This is a genomic window from Nonomuraea aridisoli (assembly GCF_003236395.1).
Taxonomy (GTDB): domain Bacteria; phylum Actinomycetota; class Actinomycetes; order Streptosporangiales; family Streptosporangiaceae; genus Nonomuraea; species Nonomuraea aridisoli.
Genome location: NZ_POUD01000141.1, coordinates 1 through 22,769, shown reverse-complemented (window position 1 = coordinate 22,769; position 22,769 = coordinate 1). Strand labels below are relative to the sequence as shown.

Sequence of the window (22,769 nt, the reverse complement as noted above, 5' to 3'; positions counted from 1 at the left end):
CCGCCAGGTTCCAGACGAAACGCGCATGCCCGCAGTGCTCCAGCAACGCCTGCCCCTGGGCAGGTGTCGGCGCGAGGCGGTAGCGGGACACGCCGATCAACCTAGTGATCAGCACCGACAGAATCCTCCGGCGCAGGGCAGCGTTTCCTCCCCAGGGCTGAAGCCCGGGGTTTCCACGCTTAAGGAGAAAAGATGAGGTTCCGCTGCACGATCGAGCCGGCCCGCAAGACCGCGACGGGGTTCGAGGTGCCCGCCGAGGTCGTGGAGGCGCTCGGCGCCGGGAAGCGGCCCGCCGTGACGGTCACCATCGGCTCCCACGCCTACCGCAGCACGGTGGCGGTGATGGGCGGGCGGTTCATGCTGCCGCTCAGCGCCGAGAACCGCCAGGCGGCCGGGGTGGCGGCCGGCGACGAGGTCGACGTGGAGCTCGCGCTCGACGCCGCGCCTCGCGACGTGGCGGTGCCCGCCGACCTGGCGGCGGCGCTCGAGGACGCCCCCGAGGCGAAGGCGTTCTTCGAGAGCCTGTCGTACTCGCGCAAGAGGCGCTACATCCTGCGGATCGAGGCCGCCAAGAAGCCGGAGACCCGGGCGCGGCGCGTGGCCGTCACGGTGGCGGAGCTCGCCGCCGGCGGGTGAGGTCACGTGCGTAACGCGAGGTCTCGCGGGTAGGCGGGGCCGTATGACCGAGAGTTTTGACACCGACATGCTGTGGGAGGAGTTCCACCGGACGGTGAACATGAACTCCGAAGAGCTGCGCGCCTTCCTGCTCGCCCTCGCCTCCGACGAGGAGAGCTTCACCGCCGATCCCGACCTCGGCATCGACGAGCTCGGCCGCGGCGTCCTGCATGTCCTGAGCAAGCGCAAGGGCGACCTCACCAAGAACGACCTCCACGTCATGCGCCAGGTCGTCGAACTCGTCGAGACCATGGGCGACCGCACGGACGACGATTCGCGGCGCGAGCTCATGTCCGTGGGGCACGACCCCCTGAGGGGATGATCCGATGGTCCAGCCGAAGGCGTGGATCGAGGGCTACGTACGCGCGTGGAACTCCAACGATCCCGACGACATCGCCGCCCTGTTCACCGAGGACGCGGTCTACTACACCGAGCCGTACGCCACCCCATGGCAGGGCCGCGACGACATCGTCGCCCAGTGGCTGGGTCGGCGGGACAAGCCTGGTGAGGCCACGTTCGAGTGGCATCCGCTGTGCGTCACGGACGAGTTGAGCGTTGTCCAGGGAGTCACCACATATCCGGACAAAACGTACAGTAACCTCTGGTTGATAGGGTTCGCCCCCGACGGCCGTTGCCGGGAATTCACCGAATGGTGGATGCGGCACGACACCAAGTGATGCAATGGGCCGAACATCTTCATCCGAGGAGATCCCTTGAGAGACAACCTCGACCTCGCGACCAGCGCCCAGGAGCTCGCCGACGCCGCCCCGACGGGGTCGATCGACCGCGCCGCCGCCTCCTCCGTGGCCATCACGCTGGCGACCACCCGCGACATCACCGACGCCAGGAAGACGCTGGACGGGGTGACCCCGGAGGAGGTCCGCCAGGCCGCCCTGGCGCTCTTCGAACGCCTCGCCGCGAGCTGACGAGCCGACAAGCCGACGAACAGACGCGCCGACGAGCTGGCGAACTGACAAGCTGACAAAACCCGCGAGCCGACGAAGCTGACGACGGACCGAGGTCACGCGACGCCGCCGAGACGCGACTCCATGGCCTGACGGGCCCGGGTGACGGCGAGCGGGTCGCGGTGGAGCTGGAGCGCGTGGTTCAGCGCCATGGCCGCTCCGAGGAGTTCGAAGACGAGCTGACCGGCATCCGTGGCCGCAGGGAGCTCCCCCGCGTCCACCGCTCTGCGGGCCTCCTTCTCCAGGCGCGCCCGCCAGGTCTCGAACCCGGCCTCGACCGAGTCCCGCACCGCGCCCGGGCGGCCGTCGAACTCGTGCGCCGCCGCGACGAAGAAGCACCCGCCCGGGAAGACGCCGCGTTCGAGGTAGGAGATCCACGCCGCGCAGATCGCCCTCAGCCGCGCCAGCCCCGGAGCGGCGGGCCTGGCCCGCTCCCACACCTCGGCACGGAAGACATCGCCGGCACGGTCGAGCACGGCGAGCTGAAGGGCCTCCTTCGAGCCGAAGTGTCCGAGCACGCCCGACTTGCTCATGCCCAGGTCGGCGGCCAGCCGGCCGATGGTCAGCCCTTCCAGCCCTTCACAGGAGGCGATGGCCACCCCGCGCTCCAGGATCGCCGACCGCGTCCCGAGCGCCTCGGCCACAGATCTACGCGGGCTCATACGGCATCCCTACCGGCCGGGACAGCCTCCCCGCAACCGGACGCGGACTCATGCGGGCCAGATTAGCGTCCGAACGTTCGGTTGCTATAGTCCGTCTGCATGAATGGATCACGACTTGTCGCCACGGGTCACTACCAACCAGCAAAGATCATGACAAATGAGGATTTGGCGACCATGGTGGAGACCAGCGACGAGTGGATCAGCAAGCGGGTCGGCATCCGCACCCGTCACGTGGCCGCGGACGGCGAGAGCGTGGCGGACATGGCCGAGCACGCCGCGGCCAAGGCCCTGGCAGGCAGCGGGCTGGACGCCTCCGAGATCGACCTTCTCCTCGTCGCCACCTGCACCCAGACCGAGCGCGCCCCGAACGTCGCCTCCCGCGTCGCCGCCCGGCTCGGCGTGCCCGCCGCGGCCCTGATCGACGTGGGGGTCTCCTGCTCCGGCTTCACCCACGCGCTGGCGCAGGCCGATCACGCCATCCGGGCGGGCGCCGCCACTAACGCGCTGGTCGTCGGTGCGGACATGATGACCGCGGTGACCGACTGGACCGACCGCACCACCTGCGTGCTGACGGGCGACGGCGCGGGGGCGGTCGTGGTGAGCGCGTCCGACGAGCCGGAGATCGGGCCGGTCGTGTGGGGCTCGGCGCCGGAACTGGGCCGGGCCGTACGGATCGAGGGCGTCCCCACCCGCTTCTCCCAGGACGGCCAGAGCGTCTACCGATGGGCCACCACCCGGCTGCCCGAGATCGCCCGGCGGGCGTGCGAGCGCGGCGGCGTACGCCCGGAGGACCTTGCGGCGGTCGTGCTCCACCAGGCGAACCTGCGCATCATCGAACCTCTCGCCGAGCGGCTCGGCGCGGTCGACGCGGTCATCGCGAGGGACGTCGTCGAGTCGGGCAACACCTCGGCGGCGAGCGTGCCGCTGGCCCTGGCGAAACTGCTGGAGGAGCACGAGATCCCGCGAGGAGCGCCGATGTTGCTCTTCGCGTTCGGCGGCAACCTGTCCTACGCCGGGCTGGTGGTGCGCCGTCCCTGATCGGCGAGGACGGCGCGCATGTCGCCGATCGCCCGCAGCGTCCCGCGTACGGTGCCCGTGACCTTGGAGCGCCCCGCGCGGGGAAGGTAGCGCACGTCGGCCTCCGCGACACGCCAGCCCGCGGCGGCGGCCCGCACCACCATCTCCAGCGGATACCCGAACCGCCGGTCGGCCAGCTCCAGCCCGAGCAGCCCCGCCCGGCGGCAGGCCCGCATCGGCCCGAGGTCGCGCACCGGAACCCCGGCGGTGCGTCGCAGCCGGCGGGCCAGCACGGCGTTGCCGAGCCGCGCGTGCGCCGGCCAGGCTCCCGCCGCCACCGGCACCCGCCGCCCGAGCACCAGTTCCGCCTCGCCCGCGGCGACCGGGCCGGTGACCAGCGGGAGCTCGCGCGGGTCGAGCGAGGCGTCGGCGTCCATGAAGCAGACGATCTCGCTGGAGGCCGCCAGCAGCCCGGCGTTACAGGCCGCCCCGAAACCGCGCCGGGGCTCGCGGACGACGACCGCCCCGAGCTCGGCCGCGATCCGATCGGAGCCGTCGGTGGAGCCGTTGTCGACCACGATGGGACGGTGGCCGGGCGGCATGCGCTCCAGCACCCACGGGAGCGCCTCGGCCTCGTCGAGGCAGGGCAGCACGACATCGATCACGCCTGCGACGATAGAGCGCCGCGGGCCGTGAAACTCTTACGGAGCCGTGACGGCCGCCGCGAACTCCTCGACGCCGTCCTCGAACGCGATCTCGGCGGTGAAGCCCAGTTCGCGGGCCGCCTTCCGCGGGGAGGCGACGATGTGGCGGACGTCGCCGAGCCGGTATTCGCCCGTCGTCACCGGCGCGGGGCCGCCGGTCCGTTCCGCCAGGGCCGCGGCCAGCTCTCCGACCGTGCGGGGCCGGCCACTGGCGATGTTGTACGCCGTCAGCTCCCCCGCCGTGCCCGCCCCGAGCGCGAGCACGTTCACCCTGGCCACGTCGCGTACGTGAACGAAGTCGCGCCGCTGGCGTCCGTCCTCGAAGACCCTCGGCGCGCGCCCGGCCAGCAGCGCGGACAGGAAGATCGAGGCCACCCCGGCGTACGGCGTGTCGCGGGGCATGCGGGGGCCGTAGACGTTGTGGTAGCGCAGGGCCACGGCGGTGCCGCCGGTCTCGCGGGCCCAGTTGGCGGCCAGGTGTTCCTGGGCGAGCTTGGTGGTGGCGTAGGCGTTGCGGGGGTCGGGCGCGGCGTCCTCGGCGACGACAGAGGGCGTCAGCACGTCGTCGCAGTGCGGGCAGCGCGGGTCGAACACGCCGGCCGCGAGGTCGGCCGCCCTCCTGGGGCCGGGGCGCACCCGGCCGTGGCGGGCGCAGTCGTAGGCGCCCTCGCCGTACACGACCATGGACGAGGCCAGCACCAGCCGGCCGACGCCGTGCCGGGCCATGGCGGCCAGCAGGGTCGCCGTGCCGTACACGTTGACGGAGGCGTAGTCCGGCAGGTCCGCCACGTCGACGCCGAGCCCGACCTTGGCCGCCTGGTGCACGACGGCGTCCACGCCGCGAAGGAGCCGGTCGAGGGCGGCCGGGTCGCGGACGTCCACGCCCGTACGAAGGTCCGCCGTGATCACGTCGTGGTCGAGGGCCTGCGCGACGTGACCGCCGATGAACCCCGCTGAGCCGGTGAGCAACACACGCATGCCGCCGATCCAACACCGCCCGGAACGGACCGGATCTTACGAAGCGGGAACGCCGCGCTGGAGCGAGGTCGGCTCGCTGCTCGATTTCGAGAGGTACGCTCGAAGCCTGCTCTTCTGACGACCGGAGGGGTACGCCCCAGAGTCCGCTTCTCCCCTGACCGAACGGGAGCGGACGGCGCGGCGGAGGTCACCCTTCCGGTGATCGGGCGGATCATGCTTCCGGTTCGGCGGCGGATACGCCATGGTGGTCGCAACTTGCTCCGCGAGACGAGGAGACCCGTGGTCAGCACCAGCACGACCGAAACCAGAGGCAGCGACTTCGCCCGACTAGCACAACGCGTTTCGGACGCCGGTCTCCTGGACCGGCGTCCTGTTTATTACGCCGTACGGATCAGCCTCGCCGCGCTCGCCTACCTGGGCGGGTGGGCGGTGTTCGCCTGGGTGGGCGACTCCTGGCTGCAACTGCTCGTGGCGGCCGCGATGGCCGTGGTGTTCACGCAGCTCGGATTCGTCGCCCACGACCTCGGGCACCGGCAGGTCTTCAGGACGCGCCGGCCGAGCGACGTCGCCGGCCTGCTCATCGGCAATCTCGGCGTCGGCCTCGGCTGGGGCTGGTGGACGCACAAGCACAACCGCCACCACGCCAACCCCAACCACGAGGACCACGATCCGGACGTCTCCCCCGCCGTGATCGTCTGGTCGGAGGACCAGGTCGCGCGCAGCCACGGCTTGCCACGATTTATCGCGAAATATCAGGCTTACTGGTTCTTCCCGCTGCTCACCCTGGAGGCCTGGCACCTGCACATCGCCAGCTTCAAGGCCCTGCTCAAGCCCTCGGCCAAGCGCCGCGGCCCCGAGCTCGCGCTGCTGCTCACGCACTTCGTGCTCTACTTCGGCCTGGTCTTCACCGTGCTCCCGTGGGACAAGGCGCTGGTCTTCCTGCTCGTGCACCAGGGCCTGTTCGGGATCTACCTGGGCGTCTCGTTCGCGCCCAACCACAAGGGCATGCCCGTGCTGACCAAGGAGGACAAGCTCGACTTCCTGCGCAAGCAGGTGCTGACGTCCCGCAACGTCCGCGGCAACCCGTTCACCGACGTGGCGCTCGGCCAGCTCAACTACCAGATCGAGCACCACCTGTTCCCCAACATGCCCGCGCCGAACCTGCGCCGGGCCCAGCCCATCGTCCAGCGTTACTGCGCGGAGATCGGCGTCGACTACCTGCAGACCGGCCTGGTCGAGTCGTACGGCCAGGCGCTGCGGCACCTGCACGAGGTCGGAGCCGCACTCCGCTGAGACGCGGGGGCGCCCTCAACGGGCGCCCTCCCGTCCCTCTTCCTCCTCCAGCCGCCGGATCAGCCCGTCGCGGCGGCGTTCGAGATCGGCGATCAGCTCCACCTGCTCGTCCGCCTGGCTGATCATGGCCGAGATCTCCACCTGGTCCGTCGCGCCGATCTCGCCGATCTGGTCGCGCATGTCCTGGTTCTCGGCTCGCAACCGGGTCAGGTCCTCTTCGACCTGACGGAGTTCGTCCTTAGTGCTCATCCGAAACCTCTACCCGGATATGCCGGACGGATTACCCGGAGACGACGTACAGAATGGGAGCCATGCGACGGCCGTCCACCAGCACCATCGTCTCCCTCGTGGCGATCGGCGGGGTGCTCGCCTGGACTCTCGTGACGTTCGCGCTGCGCGGCGCCGACCGGGTGAACACGCTCGACGTGCTGCTGCCGCTCATCGCCTCCGGGGCGCTGCTGCTGCGCCGGCGCCACCCCGTCGCGGCGCTGGTCGTCGTGACCGCGGCGTCGGGGGCGTACTACCCGCTGGCGGGGCTCGACGGGCCGGTCATCGTCATGGCGTTCGTCGCCCTCTACACCGCCGCCGACCTGGGCCACCTCATCCCGGCCGTCGTGGTGGGCGCGGTGGCGCTGCTGGCCATGGGGCTCGGCGAGGTCGGCGGCACCCGGCACGTGGACGACAGCATGTTCCTCATGATCGCCGGATGGGTGGTGGCGGCCATCGCGTTCGGCGGCGTCACGCGCAACCGGCGGGCGTACCTGCTGGAGGCCCGCCAGCACGCGCTCGACGCCCTGCGCAGCAAGGAGGAGGAGGCCAGGAGGCGGGCCGGCGAGGAGCGGCTGCGCATCGCCCGGGAGCTGCACGACGTGCTCGGGCAGAAGATCTCCATGATCAACGTGCAGGCCGCGGCGGCGCTGCACGGGATCAGGAAACGGCCGGAGGAGGCCGAGGCGGCGCTGCGGACGATCAAGGACACCAGCAAGGAGACGCTGCGCGAGCTGCGCACCACGCTCGGCGTGCTGCGCCAGGTGGACGAGGACGCGCCGACCGCGCCCGCCGACAGCCTGGCGCGGGTGGACGCGCTGGTGGCGGAGTCCGGGCTGGACGTCCGCACGGAGCTGTCGGGGCCGCTCGACGCGCTGCCGACCGAGGTCGACCTGGCCGCCGCCCGGATCGTGCGCGAGTCGCTGACGAACGTCTCCCGCCATTCCGGTACGGACAAGGCGACGCTCACCATTCGCCACACGTCCGGAAATATCATGATCTGCGTGGAAGATGAGGGGCCGGGGGCTTCCTACGACGGCGGCAGCGGGTTCGGCCTGCTCGGCATGCGCGAGCGCGCCACCGCCCTCGGCGGCGCCCTGGAGGCGGGCCCGCGCCCCGAAGGCGGCTTCCGCGTCACCGCCCGCCTGCCCCTGAGCCCGCCGACGAACGGAACCCGATGATCCGCCTCCTGCTCGCCGACGACCAGACCCTCGTCCGGGCCGGGTTCCGGTCCATCCTCGGCGACGAGGACGACCTCGACGTGGTGGCCGAGGCCGCCACCGGCGAGCAGGCCGTGCGCGGCGCCCGCGAGCACCGTCCCGACGTGGTGCTCATGGACATCCGCATGCCCGACCTCGACGGCCTGGAGGCCACCCGGCGCATCGCCGCCGACCCGGCGCTCGCCGGCGTCCGAGTGATCATCCTGACCACGTTCGACCTGGACGACTACGTCTACGGCGCGCTGCGGGCGGGCGCGTCCGGCTTCCTGGTCAAGGACACCGAGCCGGCCGAGCTGATCCACGCGATCAGGGTGGTGGCCAGGGGCGATGCCCTGATCGCGCCCTCGATCACCCGGCGGCTGATCGCCGAGTTCGCCGGCCGGGTCCAGCGCCCCGACCCGGGCCCCCGGCTGAACGCCCTCACCGAACGCGAACGAGAGGTGATGACCCTGGTCGCGGGCGGGCTGTCCAACGACGAGATCGCCGCCCGGCTCGTGCTCAGCCCCGCCACGGCGAAGACGCACGTCAGCCGCATCATGACCAAGCTCGGCGTCCGCGACCGCGCCCAGCTCGTCATCATGGCGTACGAGGCCGGCATGATCACCCCCGGCTGGCTCAGCGGGTCGTGAACCTGATCGGCCTCCCGTCCGACTGTGCAGGGTGACGGGAGGCCGAGATGACCGATGAGCTGCTGGTGGTGCGTGCCCAGCTGGGCGAGCGCGCGGCGCTGGCCGAGCTGGTGGCCCGCTGGCGGGTGCCGGTGTGGACGTACGTGCGGCGCATGCTGGACGCCGAGCGCGCCGACGACGTGACGCAGGAGATCTGGCTGGCCGTCGTCCGCGGCCTGCCCCGGCTGCGGGAGCCCGGCGCGTTCGCGCCCTGGCTGTTCACGATCGCCCGCCGCTCGGTCACCGAGCGGCTGCGCGGCGAGTACGCCCGCGCCTGGGAGGAGCCGGCGACGGACGAGGCGGTCACCGAGGACGCGGTCGAGGCCATGGTGGACCGCGCCGCCCTGGTGAGCCTCCTGTCCGGGCTGCCGGCGCCGGAGCGGGAGATCCTCGTCCTGTTCTACCTGGAGGACCTGTCGGTGGAGGAGTGCGCGCGCATCTGCCGGATCCCCGCCGGAACGGTCAAGTCCCGGCTCAACCGCGCCCGTCGGCTGCTGCGCGAGCACCTGGAGGAGAAGGGATACCGGCCATGACCGAGGAGCCGAACCTGTCGGCGCGGGAGCTGATCGAGCAATTGACGCCGGCGCTGTCGCGGCGCAGACGCGTCCAGGCCGTGGCGGCGCTGGTGGCCGGGCTGGCCGGCGCGGTGTTCGCCGCCACGTTGTGGTGGTCCGAGCCCGGCCCGCTGCCCGGCCGCACGCACCTGGCGTTCGCGGTCCTCACCGCGTTCTGCCTGGCCTGGACGGGGTACGGCGGGTGGCTGCTGACGCGCAGGGTGCCGCTGTTCGCCACCGACCGGGTGGTGGCCGCCTGGCTCGGGCTCGCCGCCTCCGTCACCACCACCGCGGGCCTGGCCGCCGTCGCCGTCCAGCGCGGCACGGGGCTCGCGCCCACCCTGGCGGTCGGCGGCCTGTTCGTCGCGGCGGCCCTGGCGCTGGCCGTCCGCGCCCATCACCGGCGGGCGGAGCTGCTGCGCCGCATGCACGAGCTGACCCGCGCCGACCCCGCGTCATCCGACTGAGAGGAAAGTGATCTCGATGGCACACAACCCGAAACTCATCCGCCGCCGGTTCGGCCGGACCGGCGTGGTCGTCGCGGCCGCGCTCGCCGCCGCGCTGCTGCTCGCCGGCGTGGTCCTGCTGCTGGTCTGAGGACTCCCGCAGTCGTACGTCCCGGCGCCGTCGTGCGACCCGGGATGTACGGCGGGTGCACTCCCGGGCATGACGCGGCGGGCGAAGCCGTGCCCGGATGCTTCGGAGCATGGACACCGTGGAGCTCGCCCGCCTGCAGTTCGCGCTCACCGCGGGCGCGCATTTCCTGTTCGTGGCGCTGACGCTGGGCCTGGCGACGCTGGTCGCCGTCGTCCAGACCCGCGCCACGTTCAGCGGCGACCCCGTGCACCTGCGGATGACGAGGTTCTGGGGCCAGCTGTACGTCATCAACTACGCGATGGGCATCGTCACCGGCCTCGTCATGGAGTTCCAGCTGGGCCTGGCGTGGAGCGGCCTCACCGAGTACGCAGGCGACGTCTTCGGGGCGGCGCTGGCGATGGAGACGCTGGTGGCGTTCTTCGTCGAGTCCACGTTCCTGGGCCTGTGGATCTTCGGCTGGAACAAGCTGAACCGGTGGGCGCACCTGGCGGTCATCTGGGTGGTGACGCTGACCGCGTACGCGTCGGCGTTCTGGATCATGGTCGCCAACGGCTTCCTGCAGAACCCCCTCGGTCACGTGCTGGAGAACGGCCGGCTGCGGCTGGTCGACTTCGGCGCGATGGTGGCCAACCCGGCCGCGCAGGTGGCGTTCGGGCACGTGCTGGCCGCCGCGATGGTGACCGGCGGGTTCTTCGTGGCCGGGGTGAGCGCGTACCACCTGCGCCGGCGCACCGCCGAGCGGGACGTCTTCCGCAAGTCGCTGCGGATCGGGCTCGGCGTGGCACTGCCCGGGCTGTTCGTCACCGCGACGTTCGGCGGGCTCGGGTTCGAGACCATGCAGCCCGGCAAGATCGCGGCGTGGTCGGGCTCGGCGGAGCGGCTGGCCGCCGTCCAGGCCGAGATGACGGCCCTGCACGGGCCCGGCGACCACCTGCCGCCCGTGGAGGTGGTCCAGACGGCCGGCATCACGATGCTGGTGCTGTTCGCCGTGATGCTCTTCCTGGGCGGGCCGAGCTTCCTGCTGATGCTCGTGCGGCCGGTCGTCCACGGGTTCCGGCTCTGGCACGGGCTGCTGACGCTGATGATCCCGCTGCCGTTCGCGGCCATGCTGGCCGGCTGGGTGTTCCGCGAGGTCGGGCGGCAGCCGTGGGCCGTGGACGGGCTGCTGACCACCGCCGAGGCGATGTCGCCGCTGTCGCACGGCCAGGTGGTCTTCTCGCTGACGGCGTTCTCCGCGGTGTTCGGCGCGTTGATCGTGATCAACGTGTGGCTGCTCGGCCGGCACGCCCGGCGCGGGCCCGGCGCGGTCGCGCTGGGCGACCGGCCGATCGAGGCCCCCGTCCCCGTCCCGTCGTTCTAGGGAGCACCCCATGGAGATCTTCGTGCTGGCCTTCTTCGCGCTCGGCTACCTCGTGCTGGCCGGGGCCGACATCGGCGTGGGCATGGCCCTGCCGTACCTGGGGCGCTCGGCGGCCGAGCGGCGCGAGGTGATCGCCGCGATCGCGCCGTTCTACCTGGGCAACGAAGTGTGGCTGGTGGCCGTGGCGGGCGTGCTCGCGGGGCTCTTCCCCGAGCTGGAGGGCGAGCTGCTGAGCGGCAACCACACGTTGGTGGTGCTGCTGCTGGTGGCGTGGGTGACGCGCGACGCCGGCCTGTGGCTGCGCGGGCGGGTGCCGGGGGCGCGCTGGCAGGCGTTCTGGGACGGCGCCACCGTGGCCGGGAGCTGGGGACTGGCGTTGAGCTGGGGCGGGCTGCTGTCGCACGTGCTGCTCGGCATCCAGGGGCCGCTCGCGGCGCTGCCCGCGCTGGCGGTGGCCGCCCTGTTCGCCGCGCACGGGCTGACGTTCGCGACGCTGCGGCTGCGCGGCGTGCTGCGCGAGCGGGCAGCGGTGCTCTCGGGCGGGGCCGGCGAGGCCCGTACGTACGCGCTGACCTCGGCGGCGCTCCTGGCCGTGGGCGTGCTGGCCGGGCTGCGGCTGCCGCTGGAACCGGGCACGGCGGGCCCGCTGCTGGCGCCGATCGTGCTGACGCTGATCCCGTTCCTGGTGGCGGCCCAGGCCTGGGTCTGGTGGACCTTCCGCCACCGCGTCACCGGCCCGTCCTACCTTTGATCCGCACAGGGGGTGAAGGGCTCCTCCACCCCCTGTGGGACGTCAGAACAGCGGGGCGCCGTCGCGGGTGAGCTTCCAGTTGGGCACGGCGAAGTCGGCCGGGTCGATGGTGCCCTGCGCCGTGGCGTACTCGATCAGCGCCTGCCTGATCTCCACCTGCGCGTTGTAGACCACCTCGGCCCCGGTGACGTGCGGGAAGCCGCCGCCGCCCGACTGGCGGTAGTTGTTGATCGCGACGACGAACTCCTCGTCGGCCGGGACCGGCTGCCCCTCAAAGGTGAGGTTCGCGATGCGCTGTCCGGCGGGCTTGGCCACGTCGATGTCGTACGACACCCCGGAGAGCTGGTCGTAGTTGTAGTCGGGGGTGCCGTTCGCGTTCGTCAACTTGCTCACGTCGACCGGGGCGCCGGGGGCGAGCTGGTTGAAGTAGCGCGCGGAGTACTCCAGGTAGTCCTTGATCTGCGCGCCGGTCAGCTTGACCGCCATGAGCGTGTTGTCGTAGACGTACAGACCGGCCACGTCCCTGACGCGGATGTCGCCGGCGGGGAAGACGGCGCTGCGGCTGAACGGCGCCGCGATCGACAACACCGGCAGCGTGTTGTCCGGCAGCGCCTGCTTGACCGCCTCGGTCTGGACATGCTGGATGTAGTCGAGGATCGCCGTGTCCTTGTACGGCGACTCGGCCGCCGACATGTCCACCGCCGACTTGGCCACGACCTTGTTGACGTAGCCGACGGTGGTGTCGTGCTGCGGCTTGAGCAGCTCGACGACCTTCGGGTCGGCCGGCGCCGTGTTGGTGTTGAGCGTGGTGGACGACTTTCCGGTCACCACCCACTTGCCGCGCTGCTTGGTGAGCTGGAAGTCGAGCGTGGACAGCCGGTTGCCCCAGCGGCCCGGCTCGGTCAGCAGCACCTGCTGCCCGGTGGCCTTGTTGGTGACGAAACGCTGCGGCACGTCGTTGTGCGCGTGCCCGAACAGCACCGCGTCGATGCCCGGCACCTCCTCGGCGACCATCGCGGAGGCGTTCTCGACCGGCAGCTCGTCGCCGTAGGACGACATGCCGTTGTCGCCGGCGTGCGCGGTCACCACGACCACGTCCGCGCCCTGCTCGCGGATGACCGGCACCCACTTCTTGGCCGACTCGACCAGGTCGTCGAAGCGGAGCCTGCCCTGGACGTTCGCCTTGTCCCAGATGGCCACGCCCGGGTTGGTGAGGCCGAGCACGCCCACCTTGATCGGCTTCTCGCCCTTGACCTTCATGGTCTTGATCACGTACGGCGTGTACGCCGGCTCGCCCGTCTCCTCGTGGACGGCGTTCGCGCCGAGCACCGGGGCCTTCATCTGCTTCACCCAGGTGGCCAGCAGCGGCAGACCGTAGTTGAACTCGTGGTTGCCCAGGGTCACGGCGTCGTACCCGATGGCGTTCATGGCCTTGGCCATCGGGTGGGTCTCACCGGTCTCGGTGATCGGCTCGACCATGGCGTAGTAGTACGCCAGCGGGGTGCCCTGGATCGTGTCGCCCGAGTCGAACAGCAGCGTGTGGTCCGCCCCGCGCTCGGCCCTGATCCGGTTGACCAGCGACGAGACCTTCGCCAGGCCGATGGCGTTGCCCTGGGAGTCGGAGTATTCGGCGTCCTTGAAGTAGTCCCAGTTGAGGACGTTGCCGTGGAGGTCGGACGTGCCCATCACCGTGACGGTGACCGTCTTCGCCGGCGAACCGGCGTACGCGGGGGGTGTCACCAGGGCCACGCCGCACAGCGCGGCAGCGGCCCCGGCGAGGGCGAGCTTCTTGGTCTGCATGATGCTGGAGGCTAACCAGGGCAAATTACTCGTTGGTTACGAAACCTCAGCCGGCGATGAAGCCGCGGATGAGGGCCGTGATCTCCGCCGGGCGTTCGTGCAGGACCACGTGGCCGCTCTCGAGCTCGGCATACCGGCTGCCGGGCAGCGCCGCGTGCAGGGCGCGGGCGTGCTCGACCGGGATCAGGTGGTCGAGGGTGTTGCCGACGACCAGGGTCGGCGCGGTGATCCTGGGCAGCAGGTCCCGGATGTCGACGCGCAAGTCCAGCTCGATCTGGCGCAGGGTGCCGCGCGGAGGTTCCCCCGCCATGAGCGCCGCCGTCCCGACCGTGCTCACGTACGCGGGGCTGAAACCCACGAGCGGTCCGTACGCGGCGAAGCTCTCGGGGTCGGTGGCGGCCAGCCGCGCCCACGTGCGCAGCCCCAGCTCCAGCCGGGAGTCGGCGAGGTGCGTCCAGCCGGCGATCAGCACCAGCCGCCTGACCAGCTCGGGGCGCTCGGCGGCGACCTTCGCCGCGACGGCCGCGCCCAGCGAGAAGCCCACCAGGTCGGACGGCTCCTCGAACGTCGCGGCGACCTGGCCGGCGAGCAGGTCGAGGGTGAGGTCGCCGCCCGGGTCGGAGGTCTGGCCGCTGCCGGCGTAGTCGGGGGTGATGACGGTGCGGATGTCGGTGAGCCCGGGGACGAGGTGGGCGTAGTTGCTGACCGCGTCGCCGCCGGTGCCGTGCACCATGACGAGCCCGGGACCGCTGCCCGCCCGGTGGTAGTGGACGGTGCCTGAGTCATGGGGGGCCGTGGGCATGACGTTCCTTTCTTTAGCGATTGCTAAAGAAAGATAACATAGCGATCGCTATAGAATGGGCGCATGGCGAGACAGCGGGCGTTCGACCGGGAGGCGGCGCTGGAGACCGCGCTGCTGGCGTTCTGGCGGCACGGCTACGAGGCGACCTCGATCGCCGAGCTCACCGCCGCCATGGGGATCAGACCCCCCAGCCTGTACGCGGCCTTCGGCGACAAACGGCGGCTGTTCGAGGAGGCCGTGCGGCGCTACCAGGAGACGTACGGCGCCTTCACCACCCGCGCGCTGGCCGAGGAGCCGACGGGACGCGCGGCCATCGAGCGAGTGCTGCGCGAGGCCGCGGCCGAGTACGCGAGCTCCGAGCACCCGGCGGGCTGCCTGGTCATCACCGGCGCGGTGAACTGCGGGCCCGAGTCCGCCGAGGTCGAGGACCTGCTGCGCGGCTTCCGCGAGGACGCCAAGGCCGCGATCAAGCGCCGGATCGACGACGACCTGGCGGCCGGGCGGCTGCCGGCGGGCACCGACACGGCGGGGCTGGCCACGTTCTACGCGGCGGTGATCCAGGGCATGTCCACGCAGTCCCGCGACGGCGCCTCCCACGCCGACCTCCTGCGCGTCGCCGAGCTCGCCATGTCCGCCTGGCCCTCGGCTGACACCTCCTGAACGCCGGCCCGCTACTGGGCCTTGACCGAGGCGTCCTCCGGGGGCACCTCGGGGGACGAGGCGCGGAGCCAGCGGCAGCCGTGCGGGTCGAGGGGCAGGCGCACCTTGCCGTCCGCCGACACCTTCAGCGTGCCGTCCACCAGCAGGTCCGTGAGCAGGCAGCCCTCCAGCCCGTCCAGCGTCAGCACCACGTCCTGGGCGGTGTCGCAGAGGTTGTGGGCGAGCACCATCGTGGCACCGTCGGCGTCGCTGCGGTGCGCGAAGACCGCCGGGTGGCCGCTGTCGAGCACCGTGCAGTCGCCCCACGCCAGCTCCGGGCACTCGCGGTAACGCTCGATGAGCAGTTGGAACCAGCGCAACAACGAGTCCACGTCGCGCTTCTGGTCGGCCACGTTGACCCGGTCCGGCGCGAACGACCCCTCCGGCACCTGCCGCACCGGCTCCTGGCGGCTGAAGCCGCCGTCCTCCGACCACTGCATCGGGATGCGGACCGCCATCCGGCCCTCCTCGTCGAGGTTCTCCCCCAGCCCGATCTCCTCCCCGTAGAAGATCACGGGCGTGCCGGGCAACGAGAACAGCAGGCTGTAGGCCATCTTGATCCGCCGCAGGTCGCCGCCGAACATCGTCGGGAGGCGGCGGCGCAGCCCCCGGCCGAAGATCTGCATGTCCTCGCGCGGCCCGAACGCCCGGAAGACCTCCTCCCGCTCCTCCTCGGTGAGCTTGTCGAGGGTCAGCTCGTCGTGGTTGCGCAGGAACATCGCCCACTGGCAGTCCTTCGGCGGCGTCGGGCGCGCGCGCAGCGCCTCGGCGAGCGGGGCGGCGTCGTTGCGGGCCATCGACAGCCACGCCTTCTGCATGCCGATGAAGTCGAAGCACATGGTGATCTGGTCGCCCAGCCCATCGCCGAAATACTGGACCAACTGCTCGTACGGGACGTTGACCTCGCCGAGCAGGATGGCCCCGCCGTTGCGCCGCGTCATGAACGCCCGCAGGTCCGCGAGGAACTCGTGCGGGTTCGCCAGCTTCGGGTTGACGTTCTCGATGAGGAACGGCACCGCGTCCACCCGGAAGCCCGACAGGCCGAGCTCCATCCAGAAGCCGAGGATGCGCGGGATCTCGTCCCTGACCTCGGGGTTGCCGACGTTGAGGTCGGGCTGGTGCCGGTAGAAGCTGTGCAGGTAGTACTGGCCGGAGCCCTCGTCGTACTCCCAGATGCTGGTCTCCTTGTCGGGGAAGACGATCTGCTCGGGGTTGTCCGGCTCGGGCTCGTCGGACCAGACGTACCAGTCGCGCAGCGGCGAGTCGCGGCTCGACCTGGCCTCCACGAACCACGGGTGCTGGTCGGAGGTGTGGTTGACGACCAGGTCGGCGATCACCCGCAGGCCGCGGTCGTGGGCCGTGCGCATGAACTCCACGAAGTCGCCGAGCGTCCCGAGCCGCGGATCGACGCTGTAGAAGTCGGTGATGTCGTACCCGTCGTCGCGGTTGGGCGTCGGGAAGAACGGCATGAGCCACAGGCACGTCACGCCCAGCCCCGCCAGGTAGTCGATCTGCTGCGTCAGGCCGCGGAAGTCGCCCACGCCGTCGTCGTTGCCGTCCTTGAACGTCTCGACGTCCAGACAGTAGACGACCGCGTTCTTCCACCACACGTCCGAGGTGTAGGTCAGCCGCACGGAAACACCCTTTCGTGAGTCCCCATATCGCCCCATAGAGACGCAAAGACCAGCGCTACCCCAAGCGCAGTTCATCGAACGGAAAACCTCGTCGCCGTGAGAAGCGGCCAGGTCCTGACCTCTTCCGCTGCGACCGTGTCCGAGGACACCGTCCGGAGAACGAAGGGAACGATCAACGTGAGGATGCGGCGAGGAGATCAGCCGGGCGGCGGGCGAGCGGGGCGCGGCGTGACCGTTCTCGGCGCCCGGGCGCTCAACCGCGCGACGCTGGCCCGGCAGCTGCTGCTCGACCGCGCCGACGTGCGGGTCCTCGACGCCGTCGCGCACCTGTGCGGCCTGCAGGCGCAGGAGCCGCAGGAGCCCTTCGCAGGACTCTGGTCGCGGCTGCGCGCGTTCGACCCGGCGGTGCTCTCGGACCTGCTCGTCGGGCGCGACGTGGTGCGGGTTCATCTCATGCGCCGCACCGTCCACCTGGTCACCGCCGCCGACGCCCTGGCCTGGCGGGCCCGCCACGACGCCATGCTGCGCCAGCGGGTCCTCGGGACGTACCGCCGCGAACTCGCCGGGATCGACCTGGACGAGCTCGCCGCGGCGGGGCGGGCGGTGATGGCCGACGGCGAGCCGCGTTCGATGGGAGAGGTGGGGCGGGCGCTCGCCGGGCGCTGGCCGGCGGCCGGGCCGCGGGCGCTGGGTGAGATGGTGCTCGCCGCCCTGCTGCCGGTGGCGCAGCTGCCGCCGCGCGGGCTGTGGCGCACGCGGGCGGGGGTGCGCAACGTGCCGCTCTCCGCGTGGCTGGGGCGCGAGCTCGACCCGCCGGCCCCGGACGGCTCCGACCCCGTGGGCCAGGCACTGGTACGGCGCTATCTCGCCGCGTTCGGCCCCGCCGCCTCCGCCGATCTGCGCGCCTGGTGCGGCCTGGCCGGACTGCCGGCCGCGGTCTCCGCGATCCGCGAGGAGCTCGTCGTCTTCCGCGACGAACGCGGCCGGGAGCTGCTGGACCTGCCGGACGCGCCGCGCCCCGACCCGGACACCCCGGCGCCGGTGCGGTTCCTGCCGGCGTTCGACAACGCGATCCTGGGCTACCACGACCGCGGCCGGATCATCGACGACGCCCACCGCGGCCTGTCGGTCGCCGGCGCGCGGGTCGTCCTGGTGGACGGCCGGGTCGCCGCGACCTGGAACGTCGAGGACGGCGCCGTGGTCGTCGACCCGCTGCGCCGCCTGTCCCGCGCCGACGGCGACGCCGTCGCCGAGGAGGGGCGGGCGCTGGCGTCGTTCCTCTCCGACGGTGACGGCGACCGCGTGCGGATCAACGCGTCTCCCGGGTGAGCGCCGTCACGCGAGGGTGCGGATCGCCTCCTCCAGCAGCTTCCAGAACGCCTCGACGTCGATCCCCGTGGCGACGTCGGCGTTGGGCTCGCGGCCCAGCTTGCCGAGCAGGTCGACGCTGGTCGCGCCGGCGGTCTCCGTGCCGTGCAGTTCGATGTCGAGCCGGGCGCGCACGGTCGTCACCAGGCCGGGCCGGGCGACCAGCGCCACCGCCACCGGGTCGTGCAGCGGCCCCTCGGGCATGCCCTGGTCGGTCTCGTACGTCGCGTTGAAGAAGCTCAGCAGCTCCACGCCGAACGCGGCCGTGCGGTTGCCGATCGCGCCGATCCCGGCGACGACCTCGCGGGTGGTGAGCACCTGGTGGGTGACGTTCAGGCCGATCATGGTGAACGGCAGCCCCGAGCCGAGCACGATGGCCGCCGCCTCGGGGTCGGTCCAGGAGTTGAACTCCGCGTACGGGGTGATGTTGCCCCGGCCGGTGGAGCCGCCCATCCACACGACCCGCTCGATCCGGGAGAGCCGGTCGGGATGAAGCCGGACGAACATCGCGATGTTGGTCAGCGGCCCGGTGGCCACGATCGTCACCGGCTCGGCCGACGCGTCGAGGGTGTCCCTGATCAGCTCGATCGCGGTGCGCGGGTCGGCTTCGCGGGCGGGCGCCGGGAGTTCGGGCCCGCCGAGCGCGTTGTCGCCGTGGATCGCCTCGGCCGGCGTCAGCAGGCGGACGAGCGGGCTCTCCGCCCCCGCCGAGATCGGCACGCCGGCGATCCCGGCCAGCTCGGTCACGACCCTGGCGTTGTAGGTGGTGTGGCTGAGCCGCCCGTTGCCGCCTACGGTGGTGATCGCTCGCAGGTCGAGGGCGGGGTCCGCGGCGGCCAGCCAGATGGCGAAGACGTCGTCGTGTCCGGGGTCGCAGTCGAGGATGAGGGGGGTCCGCACCCGTTCATGCTAGTTGTGGGTGTCGATGGCGACGGATGCGCTTCGTATGAGAGATGAGATCCCGCACGAGGAGGCCCGATGACGTTCACCGACGAAGAGATCGCCTACCTGCGCTCGCAGCCGCTCGCCCGCCTGGCCACCCTCTCCCCGGGCGGACAGCCGGACGTCGTGCCGGTCGCGTACGCCCCCGTCACGCCGACCGTCTCGTGGAGCTGGAACCTGGCCGGTGAGCCGGTCGGCGACACCTGGTACGCCGCGCGCCGGGCCGAGCACGGCTGACGGCGGTCACCCGCCGAGGAACGCGGCGAACTCCTCCAGGTCGATCAGGCCGTCGCCGTCCTTGTCGAGCTTGCGCACGCCCTCCTCCGCGGCCTGGAGGGAGACGGGCTTGCCGAGCACGTCCATCAGCCGGACCAGCTCGACGGCGGAGATGCGGCCGTCGTTGTCGGCGTCGATCAGGTCGAAGGTGGTGGCGTAGTCGCTCATGGGTCGCCCTTCCGTACGAAGATCCGATATCGCGTCAGACCTTAGTCTTGACTTGTCGTAGCGCGTCGATGAATGCCATGACTTGTGGCCTTCCATCACTTTCGCGCCAGGCAATGGCCAGTTCCCCAGGAGGCAGCCCGGTAACGGGACGGTAGGTCATCCCTGGCCGGCTGTAGAGGGTCGCATTGCCCTCGGCCACGAGGACGACGCCGAGCCCGCCGGTCACCGCCTCGAAGACCTCCTCGGGCGTGTTGGCGGTGACCCCGATGACCGGCTCGTCGTCGCGGGCGTCGAGCCCGAGCCAGAAGTCGCGCAGCGGCCCGGCCGCCGGGGGCAGCGCGATGAACGGCTCCGCCCGCAACGCCGCGAACGGCACCTCCTTCAGCTCGGCCAGCGGATGCCCGGCGGGCATGGCCACGCCGCGCCGCTCGGTGGCCAGCACGTGCGTGCGCAGCCCCGGCGGCACCGGCCGCCAGACGAACGCCACGTCGGAGGAGCCGTCGGCCAGCCCGCCGCTGGGGTCGTCCCAGCCGACGAGCCGCAGCGACACCTCCCAGCCCGGCATCGCCGCGCGGAAGCGCCGCAGCGCCTCCTGCTGCAGGCCGCGCCCCACGGCGGTCTGCAGCCCGATCACGAGCGTCCCGGTGGGCGCCGCCGCCCGCGCGGTCTCCATCCCGGAGCGCCACCGCTCCAGCAGGTCGCGGGCCACCGGCAGCAGCGCCGCCCCCTGCCGGGTGAGCAGCACCCCGCCGTGCACCCGCTCGAACAGCCGGAACCCCAGCTGTCGTTCGAGCACCCTGAGCTGCTTGGACAACGCCGGCTGGGACACGAACAGCCGCTCGGCGGCCCGCGTCACGTTGAGCTCCTCGGCCACCGCCACGAAATAGCGCACGTCGCGCAGATGCACGTCCATAACCACTGGTTATCGCAGCGGGTCTTGGACGCGCCACCGCGCCACGCGCCACGATCGCCGTCATGAGAACTCGTGAACTCGGCGCACTGAAAGTGCCCGCCATCGGTTACGGCGCCATGGTCCTGTCCCCCGGCATGTACGGCGAGGTCGACGAGGCCCAGGCCGAGCGGGCGCTGCGGGCGGCCCTCGACGCGGGGGCCGTCCACGTGGACACCAGCGACGCCTACGGCCCCGGTGGCCACAACGAGCGCCTGGTCGGCCGGGTGATCAAGGAGCGCAGGGACGAGGTCGTGCTGGCGACGAAGTTCGGCCTCGCGATCCCGGAGGGCGAGGCAGGCCGGTCGTTCCCGGTCGGCTACGCCTACGGCGAGCTGCGGGTGAACGCCGAGCCCCGGCTGGTCCGCGGCTACGCCGAACGCAGCCTGCGCAACCTGGGCGCCGACGTGATCGACCTGTACTACGCGCACTACCCCGACCCGGACGTGCCGATCGAGGAGACGGTCGGCGCGATGGCGGAGCTGGTGCGCGACGGCCTCGTCCGGCACGTGGGCCTGTCCAACGTGACGGCCGCCCAGCTGCGGGCCGCGCACGCGGTGCACCCGGTGGCCGCGGTGCAGAACGAGTGGTCGATGTGGCGTCCGGTGGACGCCGACTTGCTGGCCGCGGCGCGGGAGCTGGGCGTGGGGATCGTGGCGTGGAGCCCGCTCGGCAGCGGTTTCCTCACGGGGGCGGTCCAGGAGCTCGGCAAGGGTGACTTCCGGCACAACGCGCCCCGCTTCCAGGCCGGGAACCTCGCGGCCAACAACGACCGCTACGCCCCGATCAGGGCGCTGGCCGCGCGGCTCGGCATCACCCCGGCGCAGCTCGCCCTCGCCTGGCTGCTGCACCAGGACGAGCACGTGGTCGCGATCCCGGGCAGTCGCACCCCCGCGCACATCGAGGAGAACACCGCCGCGGCCGACCTCACCCTCCACCCCGACACCCTGGCGCGGGTGGACGAGGCGCTGTCCGCCTTCGAGGTGTCGGGCGGGACGCTGCTCTAAAGGCCCGTGCCCGCGTGCCGGCCGCGCACGAGGGCGGCCACCCAGATCGTGGCGAGCGCGGCGTACACCGCGATGAGGGCGACGGCGAACGTGCCGAAGGCCACCGCGGCGGCCAGGGCCAGGCAGAGCAGCGCCGCCCAGCCGTACAGGACGGCCCGCCGGACGGGAGTGCCGGTGTGGGCGGCCTCCTGGACGGGCGTGACCAGCGCCATGACGCCCGCCCCGGCGACGGCGGTCGCGTCGTTGCCGAGCGCGACGCCCAGCGCGAGCAGGGCCGCGCCGAGCGGCACCAGGCAGCAGCACAGCAGCGACACGCGTGCCTCGACCTGCTCGAACAGCAGGCGGGTGGCCTTGCCGCGGGCCAGCCGCAGGATGGTCCACGACTCTGCCACCCACGCCGCCCAGTGCAGCAGCGCGATGAGCACGAAGACCGCGATCATCGGCGGGATCGCGGGCAGCAGGAACACCATCCACCACCCGCCGCGGAACTTGCGCCGCAGCGGCTCCAGCCGCCGGTGCACGGGGTTGCGCTGCTTGAGCGCCCGCACCAGCAGGTCCCTGGCCCGCCCGAAGCCGGGGTCGAGGCGGAGCACCTCGCGGAACGCCTCCGCCGCCTCCCGCGGGTCGCCGAACCGCAGCGCCGCGCGGCCCCGCACGAAGTGCGCGGTGGCGCTCTCGGGATCGAGCCGTACGGCGTGCGCCGCCGCGCTCCCGGCCTGCTCCGCGTCCCCGAGGTTGGTGTACGCCAGCGACAGCAGGCTCGCCAGGTCCGCGTCCTCCGGGTCGAGCTCCAGCCCCCGGCGGGCGGCGTCGGCCATCAGCGGCCACTCGCCCCTGGTCATGTGGATCCGGGCCAGCACCTCCCAGATGGAGGCGTACTGGGGGTTGAGGTTCAGGGCGGCGCGGCCGGCCGCCAGCGCCTCGGCCGGCAGGTGGGCCCGGTGGTACACCTGGGCCGCGGCGTAGTGGGCGAACCACTGGTCGGGCGCGAGCCGTACGGCCTCCTGGGCCTCCTCGACGGCCTCGGCGGTCTTGCGCTGCTGGACGAGGGCGAGCCCCAGGAGGGCGTGCGCGGTGACGTGCTGGGGGTCCTGGGCGAGGGCGCCGCGGAGCTCCCGCTCGGCCTCCGCCCAGCGGCGCATCCCCAGGAGCGTGCGCCCCCGCTGGACCGGATCGGCGACCTTCACCTGTGTCTCCAAAAGATGCTCCGGCCTTCAGGCCGGTGAGGAATTCGGACTGCTGCGAAGCAGGGCAGGGAGAGACGAATCGCCGTCAGGGCGATGCGTCGTCTGTCTCGGCGGACTCGCGCTCGGTCGCCAAGCGGTAGACGATTTCGGAGTTGAGGGATCGCCGGGCGGACGTGGCCTGACCGGCCGGCCACGCATGAAGGTCGGCGAAGGGTTGGAGAGTGAT

28 protein-coding genes are annotated in these 22,769 nt (G+C 71.9%); 16 read left to right on the top strand and 12 right to left on the bottom strand.

What is annotated here, in order from left to right; genetic code table 11:
- The coding region (locus tag C1J01_RS28555) for a helix-turn-helix domain-containing protein (RefSeq protein ID WP_146615757.1) at positions 1-91 on the bottom strand (91 nt) is incomplete at its 3' end.
- A 101-nt stretch (positions 92-192) separates the two neighbouring features.
- Here C1J01_RS28555 and C1J01_RS28550 point away from each other — a divergent pair.
- From C1J01_RS28550 to C1J01_RS28535, 4 genes are read left to right on the top strand one after another with little or no spacing between them, the layout of a single operon-like run.
- On the top strand, positions 193-636 hold the full coding sequence (locus tag C1J01_RS28550) for a YdeI/OmpD-associated family protein (protein WP_111182059.1): 444 nt from the start codon (positions 193-195) through the stop codon (positions 634-636).
- Between the two features lie 43 nt (positions 637-679).
- Positions 680-997, top strand: coding sequence for a DUF3140 domain-containing protein (locus C1J01_RS28545; protein ID WP_111182058.1), 318 nt, complete (start codon positions 680-682; stop codon positions 995-997).
- Positions 998-1,001: 4 nt separating this feature from the next.
- Positions 1,002-1,352 carry a nuclear transport factor 2 family protein gene (locus C1J01_RS28540; RefSeq protein WP_111182057.1) on the top strand — a complete coding sequence of 117 codons (351 nt, stop codon included), beginning with the start codon at positions 1,002-1,004 and terminating at the stop codon, positions 1,350-1,352.
- A 36-nt stretch (positions 1,353-1,388) separates the two neighbouring features.
- Entirely contained in the window at positions 1,389-1,601 is a 213-nt protein-coding gene (locus tag C1J01_RS28535; RefSeq protein ID WP_111182056.1) for a hypothetical protein, read from the top strand.
- Between the two features lie 95 nt (positions 1,602-1,696).
- Here the strand turns inward: C1J01_RS28535 and C1J01_RS28530 are convergent, their stop codons facing one another.
- Positions 1,697-2,302 carry a TetR/AcrR family transcriptional regulator gene (locus C1J01_RS28530; protein ID WP_111182055.1) on the bottom strand — a complete coding sequence of 202 codons (606 nt, stop codon included), beginning with the start codon at positions 2,300-2,302 and terminating at the stop codon, positions 1,697-1,699.
- 99 nt (positions 2,303-2,401) lie between these two features.
- On the opposite strand from C1J01_RS28530, the gene C1J01_RS28525 reads away from it, so the two are divergent.
- Positions 2,402-3,340, top strand: coding sequence for a beta-ketoacyl-ACP synthase III (locus C1J01_RS28525; RefSeq protein WP_111182054.1), 939 nt, complete (start codon positions 2,402-2,404; stop codon positions 3,338-3,340).
- On the opposite strand, the gene C1J01_RS28520 is transcribed toward C1J01_RS28525, so the two are convergent.
- Both C1J01_RS28520 and C1J01_RS28515 read right to left on the bottom strand, forming a co-directional pair.
- Entirely contained in the window at positions 3,310-3,984 is a 675-nt protein-coding gene (locus C1J01_RS28520; RefSeq protein ID WP_235854724.1) for a glycosyltransferase family 2 protein, read from the bottom strand. The two genes, C1J01_RS28525 and C1J01_RS28520, sit on opposite strands and share 31 nt — an antisense overlap.
- 36 nt (positions 3,985-4,020) lie before the next feature.
- A complete protein-coding gene (locus C1J01_RS28515; protein WP_111182053.1) occupies positions 4,021-5,001 on the bottom strand; it encodes an NAD-dependent epimerase/dehydratase family protein in 981 nt (326 codons plus the stop codon).
- Positions 5,002-5,280: 279 nt separating this feature from the next.
- Between C1J01_RS28515 and C1J01_RS28510 the strand changes: the two genes are divergently transcribed.
- On the top strand, positions 5,281-6,294 hold the full coding sequence (locus C1J01_RS28510; protein WP_235854723.1) for a fatty acid desaturase family protein: 1,014 nt from the start codon (positions 5,281-5,283) through the stop codon (positions 6,292-6,294).
- Between the two features lie 15 nt (positions 6,295-6,309).
- On the opposite strand, the gene C1J01_RS28505 is transcribed toward C1J01_RS28510, so the two are convergent.
- Positions 6,310-6,543 (bottom strand): hypothetical protein, encoded by a 234-nt coding sequence (locus tag C1J01_RS28505; protein WP_111182052.1) that lies wholly within the window; start codon positions 6,541-6,543, stop codon positions 6,310-6,312.
- A gap of 62 nt (positions 6,544-6,605) precedes the next feature.
- On the opposite strand from C1J01_RS28505, the gene C1J01_RS28500 reads away from it, so the two are divergent.
- The 6 genes from C1J01_RS28500 to C1J01_RS28475 all read left to right on the top strand — a co-directional run bounded on the left by C1J01_RS28500 (position 6,606) and on the right by C1J01_RS28475 (position 11,711).
- Positions 6,606-7,742 carry a sensor histidine kinase gene (locus C1J01_RS28500; RefSeq protein WP_235854722.1) on the top strand — a complete coding sequence of 379 codons (1,137 nt, stop codon included), beginning with the start codon at positions 6,606-6,608 and terminating at the stop codon, positions 7,740-7,742.
- Positions 7,739-8,410, top strand: coding sequence for a response regulator (locus tag C1J01_RS28495; RefSeq protein WP_111182051.1), 672 nt, complete (start codon positions 7,739-7,741; stop codon positions 8,408-8,410). The genes C1J01_RS28500 and C1J01_RS28495 overlap by 4 nt, the downstream gene beginning before the upstream one ends.
- 47 nt (positions 8,411-8,457) lie before the next feature.
- Positions 8,458-8,982, top strand: coding sequence for an RNA polymerase sigma factor (locus C1J01_RS28490; RefSeq protein ID WP_111182050.1), 525 nt, complete (start codon positions 8,458-8,460; stop codon positions 8,980-8,982).
- The gene (locus C1J01_RS28485; RefSeq protein WP_111182049.1) at positions 8,979-9,470 is read left to right on the top strand and encodes a hypothetical protein; all 492 of its coding nucleotides are present in this window, start codon (positions 8,979-8,981) and stop codon (positions 9,468-9,470) included. Before C1J01_RS28490 ends, C1J01_RS28485 begins: the two co-directional genes overlap by 4 nt.
- 239 nt (positions 9,471-9,709) lie before the next feature.
- Positions 9,710-10,960, top strand: coding sequence for a cytochrome ubiquinol oxidase subunit I (locus C1J01_RS28480; RefSeq protein ID WP_111182048.1), 1,251 nt, complete (start codon positions 9,710-9,712; stop codon positions 10,958-10,960).
- 10 nt (positions 10,961-10,970) lie between these two features.
- Positions 10,971-11,711, top strand: a complete 741-nt coding sequence (locus C1J01_RS28475) for a cytochrome d ubiquinol oxidase subunit II (RefSeq protein WP_111182047.1) — start codon at positions 10,971-10,973, stop codon at positions 11,709-11,711.
- A gap of 42 nt (positions 11,712-11,753) precedes the next feature.
- Here the strand turns inward: C1J01_RS28475 and C1J01_RS28470 are convergent, their stop codons facing one another.
- Positions 11,754-13,511: a bifunctional metallophosphatase/5'-nucleotidase gene (locus C1J01_RS28470; RefSeq protein WP_111182046.1), complete on the bottom strand. Its 1,758-nt coding sequence runs from the start codon at positions 13,509-13,511 to the stop codon at positions 11,754-11,756.
- 46 nt (positions 13,512-13,557) lie between these two features.
- The gene (locus C1J01_RS28465) at positions 13,558-14,313 is read right to left on the bottom strand and encodes an alpha/beta fold hydrolase (protein WP_111182045.1); all 756 of its coding nucleotides are present in this window, start codon (positions 14,311-14,313) and stop codon (positions 13,558-13,560) included.
- Positions 14,314-14,376: 63 nt separating this feature from the next.
- On the opposite strand from C1J01_RS28465, the gene C1J01_RS28460 reads away from it, so the two are divergent.
- Positions 14,377-14,973, top strand: a complete 597-nt coding sequence (locus tag C1J01_RS28460) for a TetR/AcrR family transcriptional regulator (RefSeq protein WP_111182044.1) — start codon at positions 14,377-14,379, stop codon at positions 14,971-14,973.
- A gap of 11 nt (positions 14,974-14,984) precedes the next feature.
- On the opposite strand, the gene C1J01_RS28455 is transcribed toward C1J01_RS28460, so the two are convergent.
- Complete coding sequence (locus C1J01_RS28455; RefSeq protein ID WP_111182043.1) at positions 14,985-16,646, bottom strand: alpha-amylase family protein; 1,662 nt, start codon at positions 16,644-16,646, stop codon at positions 14,985-14,987.
- A gap of 228 nt (positions 16,647-16,874) precedes the next feature.
- Here C1J01_RS28455 and C1J01_RS28450 point away from each other — a divergent pair, with 228 nt between their 5' ends.
- Positions 16,875-17,975, top strand: a complete 1,101-nt coding sequence (locus tag C1J01_RS28450) for a winged helix DNA-binding domain-containing protein (protein WP_111182042.1) — start codon at positions 16,875-16,877, stop codon at positions 17,973-17,975.
- Between the two features lie 6 nt (positions 17,976-17,981).
- On the opposite strand, the gene C1J01_RS28445 is transcribed toward C1J01_RS28450, so the two are convergent.
- On the bottom strand, positions 17,982-18,914 hold the full coding sequence (locus C1J01_RS28445) for a nucleoside hydrolase (RefSeq protein WP_111182041.1): 933 nt from the start codon (positions 18,912-18,914) through the stop codon (positions 17,982-17,984).
- 78 nt (positions 18,915-18,992) lie between these two features.
- On the opposite strand from C1J01_RS28445, the gene C1J01_RS28440 reads away from it, so the two are divergent.
- Positions 18,993-19,193, top strand: coding sequence for a PNPOx family protein (locus C1J01_RS28440; RefSeq protein ID WP_111182040.1), 201 nt, complete (start codon positions 18,993-18,995; stop codon positions 19,191-19,193).
- Positions 19,194-19,199: 6 nt separating this feature from the next.
- Here the strand turns inward: C1J01_RS28440 and C1J01_RS28435 are convergent, their stop codons facing one another.
- Both C1J01_RS28435 and C1J01_RS28430 read right to left on the bottom strand, forming a co-directional pair.
- Positions 19,200-19,400 (bottom strand): EF-hand domain-containing protein, encoded by a 201-nt coding sequence (locus C1J01_RS28435; RefSeq protein WP_111182039.1) that lies wholly within the window; start codon positions 19,398-19,400, stop codon positions 19,200-19,202.
- Between the two features lie 34 nt (positions 19,401-19,434).
- The gene (locus tag C1J01_RS28430; protein WP_111182038.1) at positions 19,435-20,313 is read right to left on the bottom strand and encodes a LysR family transcriptional regulator; all 879 of its coding nucleotides are present in this window, start codon (positions 20,311-20,313) and stop codon (positions 19,435-19,437) included.
- A 62-nt stretch (positions 20,314-20,375) separates the two neighbouring features.
- Between C1J01_RS28430 and C1J01_RS28425 the strand changes: the two genes are divergently transcribed.
- On the top strand, positions 20,376-21,356 hold the full coding sequence (locus C1J01_RS28425) for an aldo/keto reductase (RefSeq protein ID WP_111182037.1): 981 nt from the start codon (positions 20,376-20,378) through the stop codon (positions 21,354-21,356).
- On the opposite strand, the gene C1J01_RS28420 is transcribed toward C1J01_RS28425, so the two are convergent.
- Positions 21,353-22,543, bottom strand: coding sequence for a tetratricopeptide repeat protein (locus tag C1J01_RS28420; protein WP_111182036.1), 1,191 nt, complete (start codon positions 22,541-22,543; stop codon positions 21,353-21,355). The genes C1J01_RS28425 and C1J01_RS28420 overlap by 4 nt on opposite strands.
- Positions 22,544-22,769 lie beyond the last annotated feature (226 nt).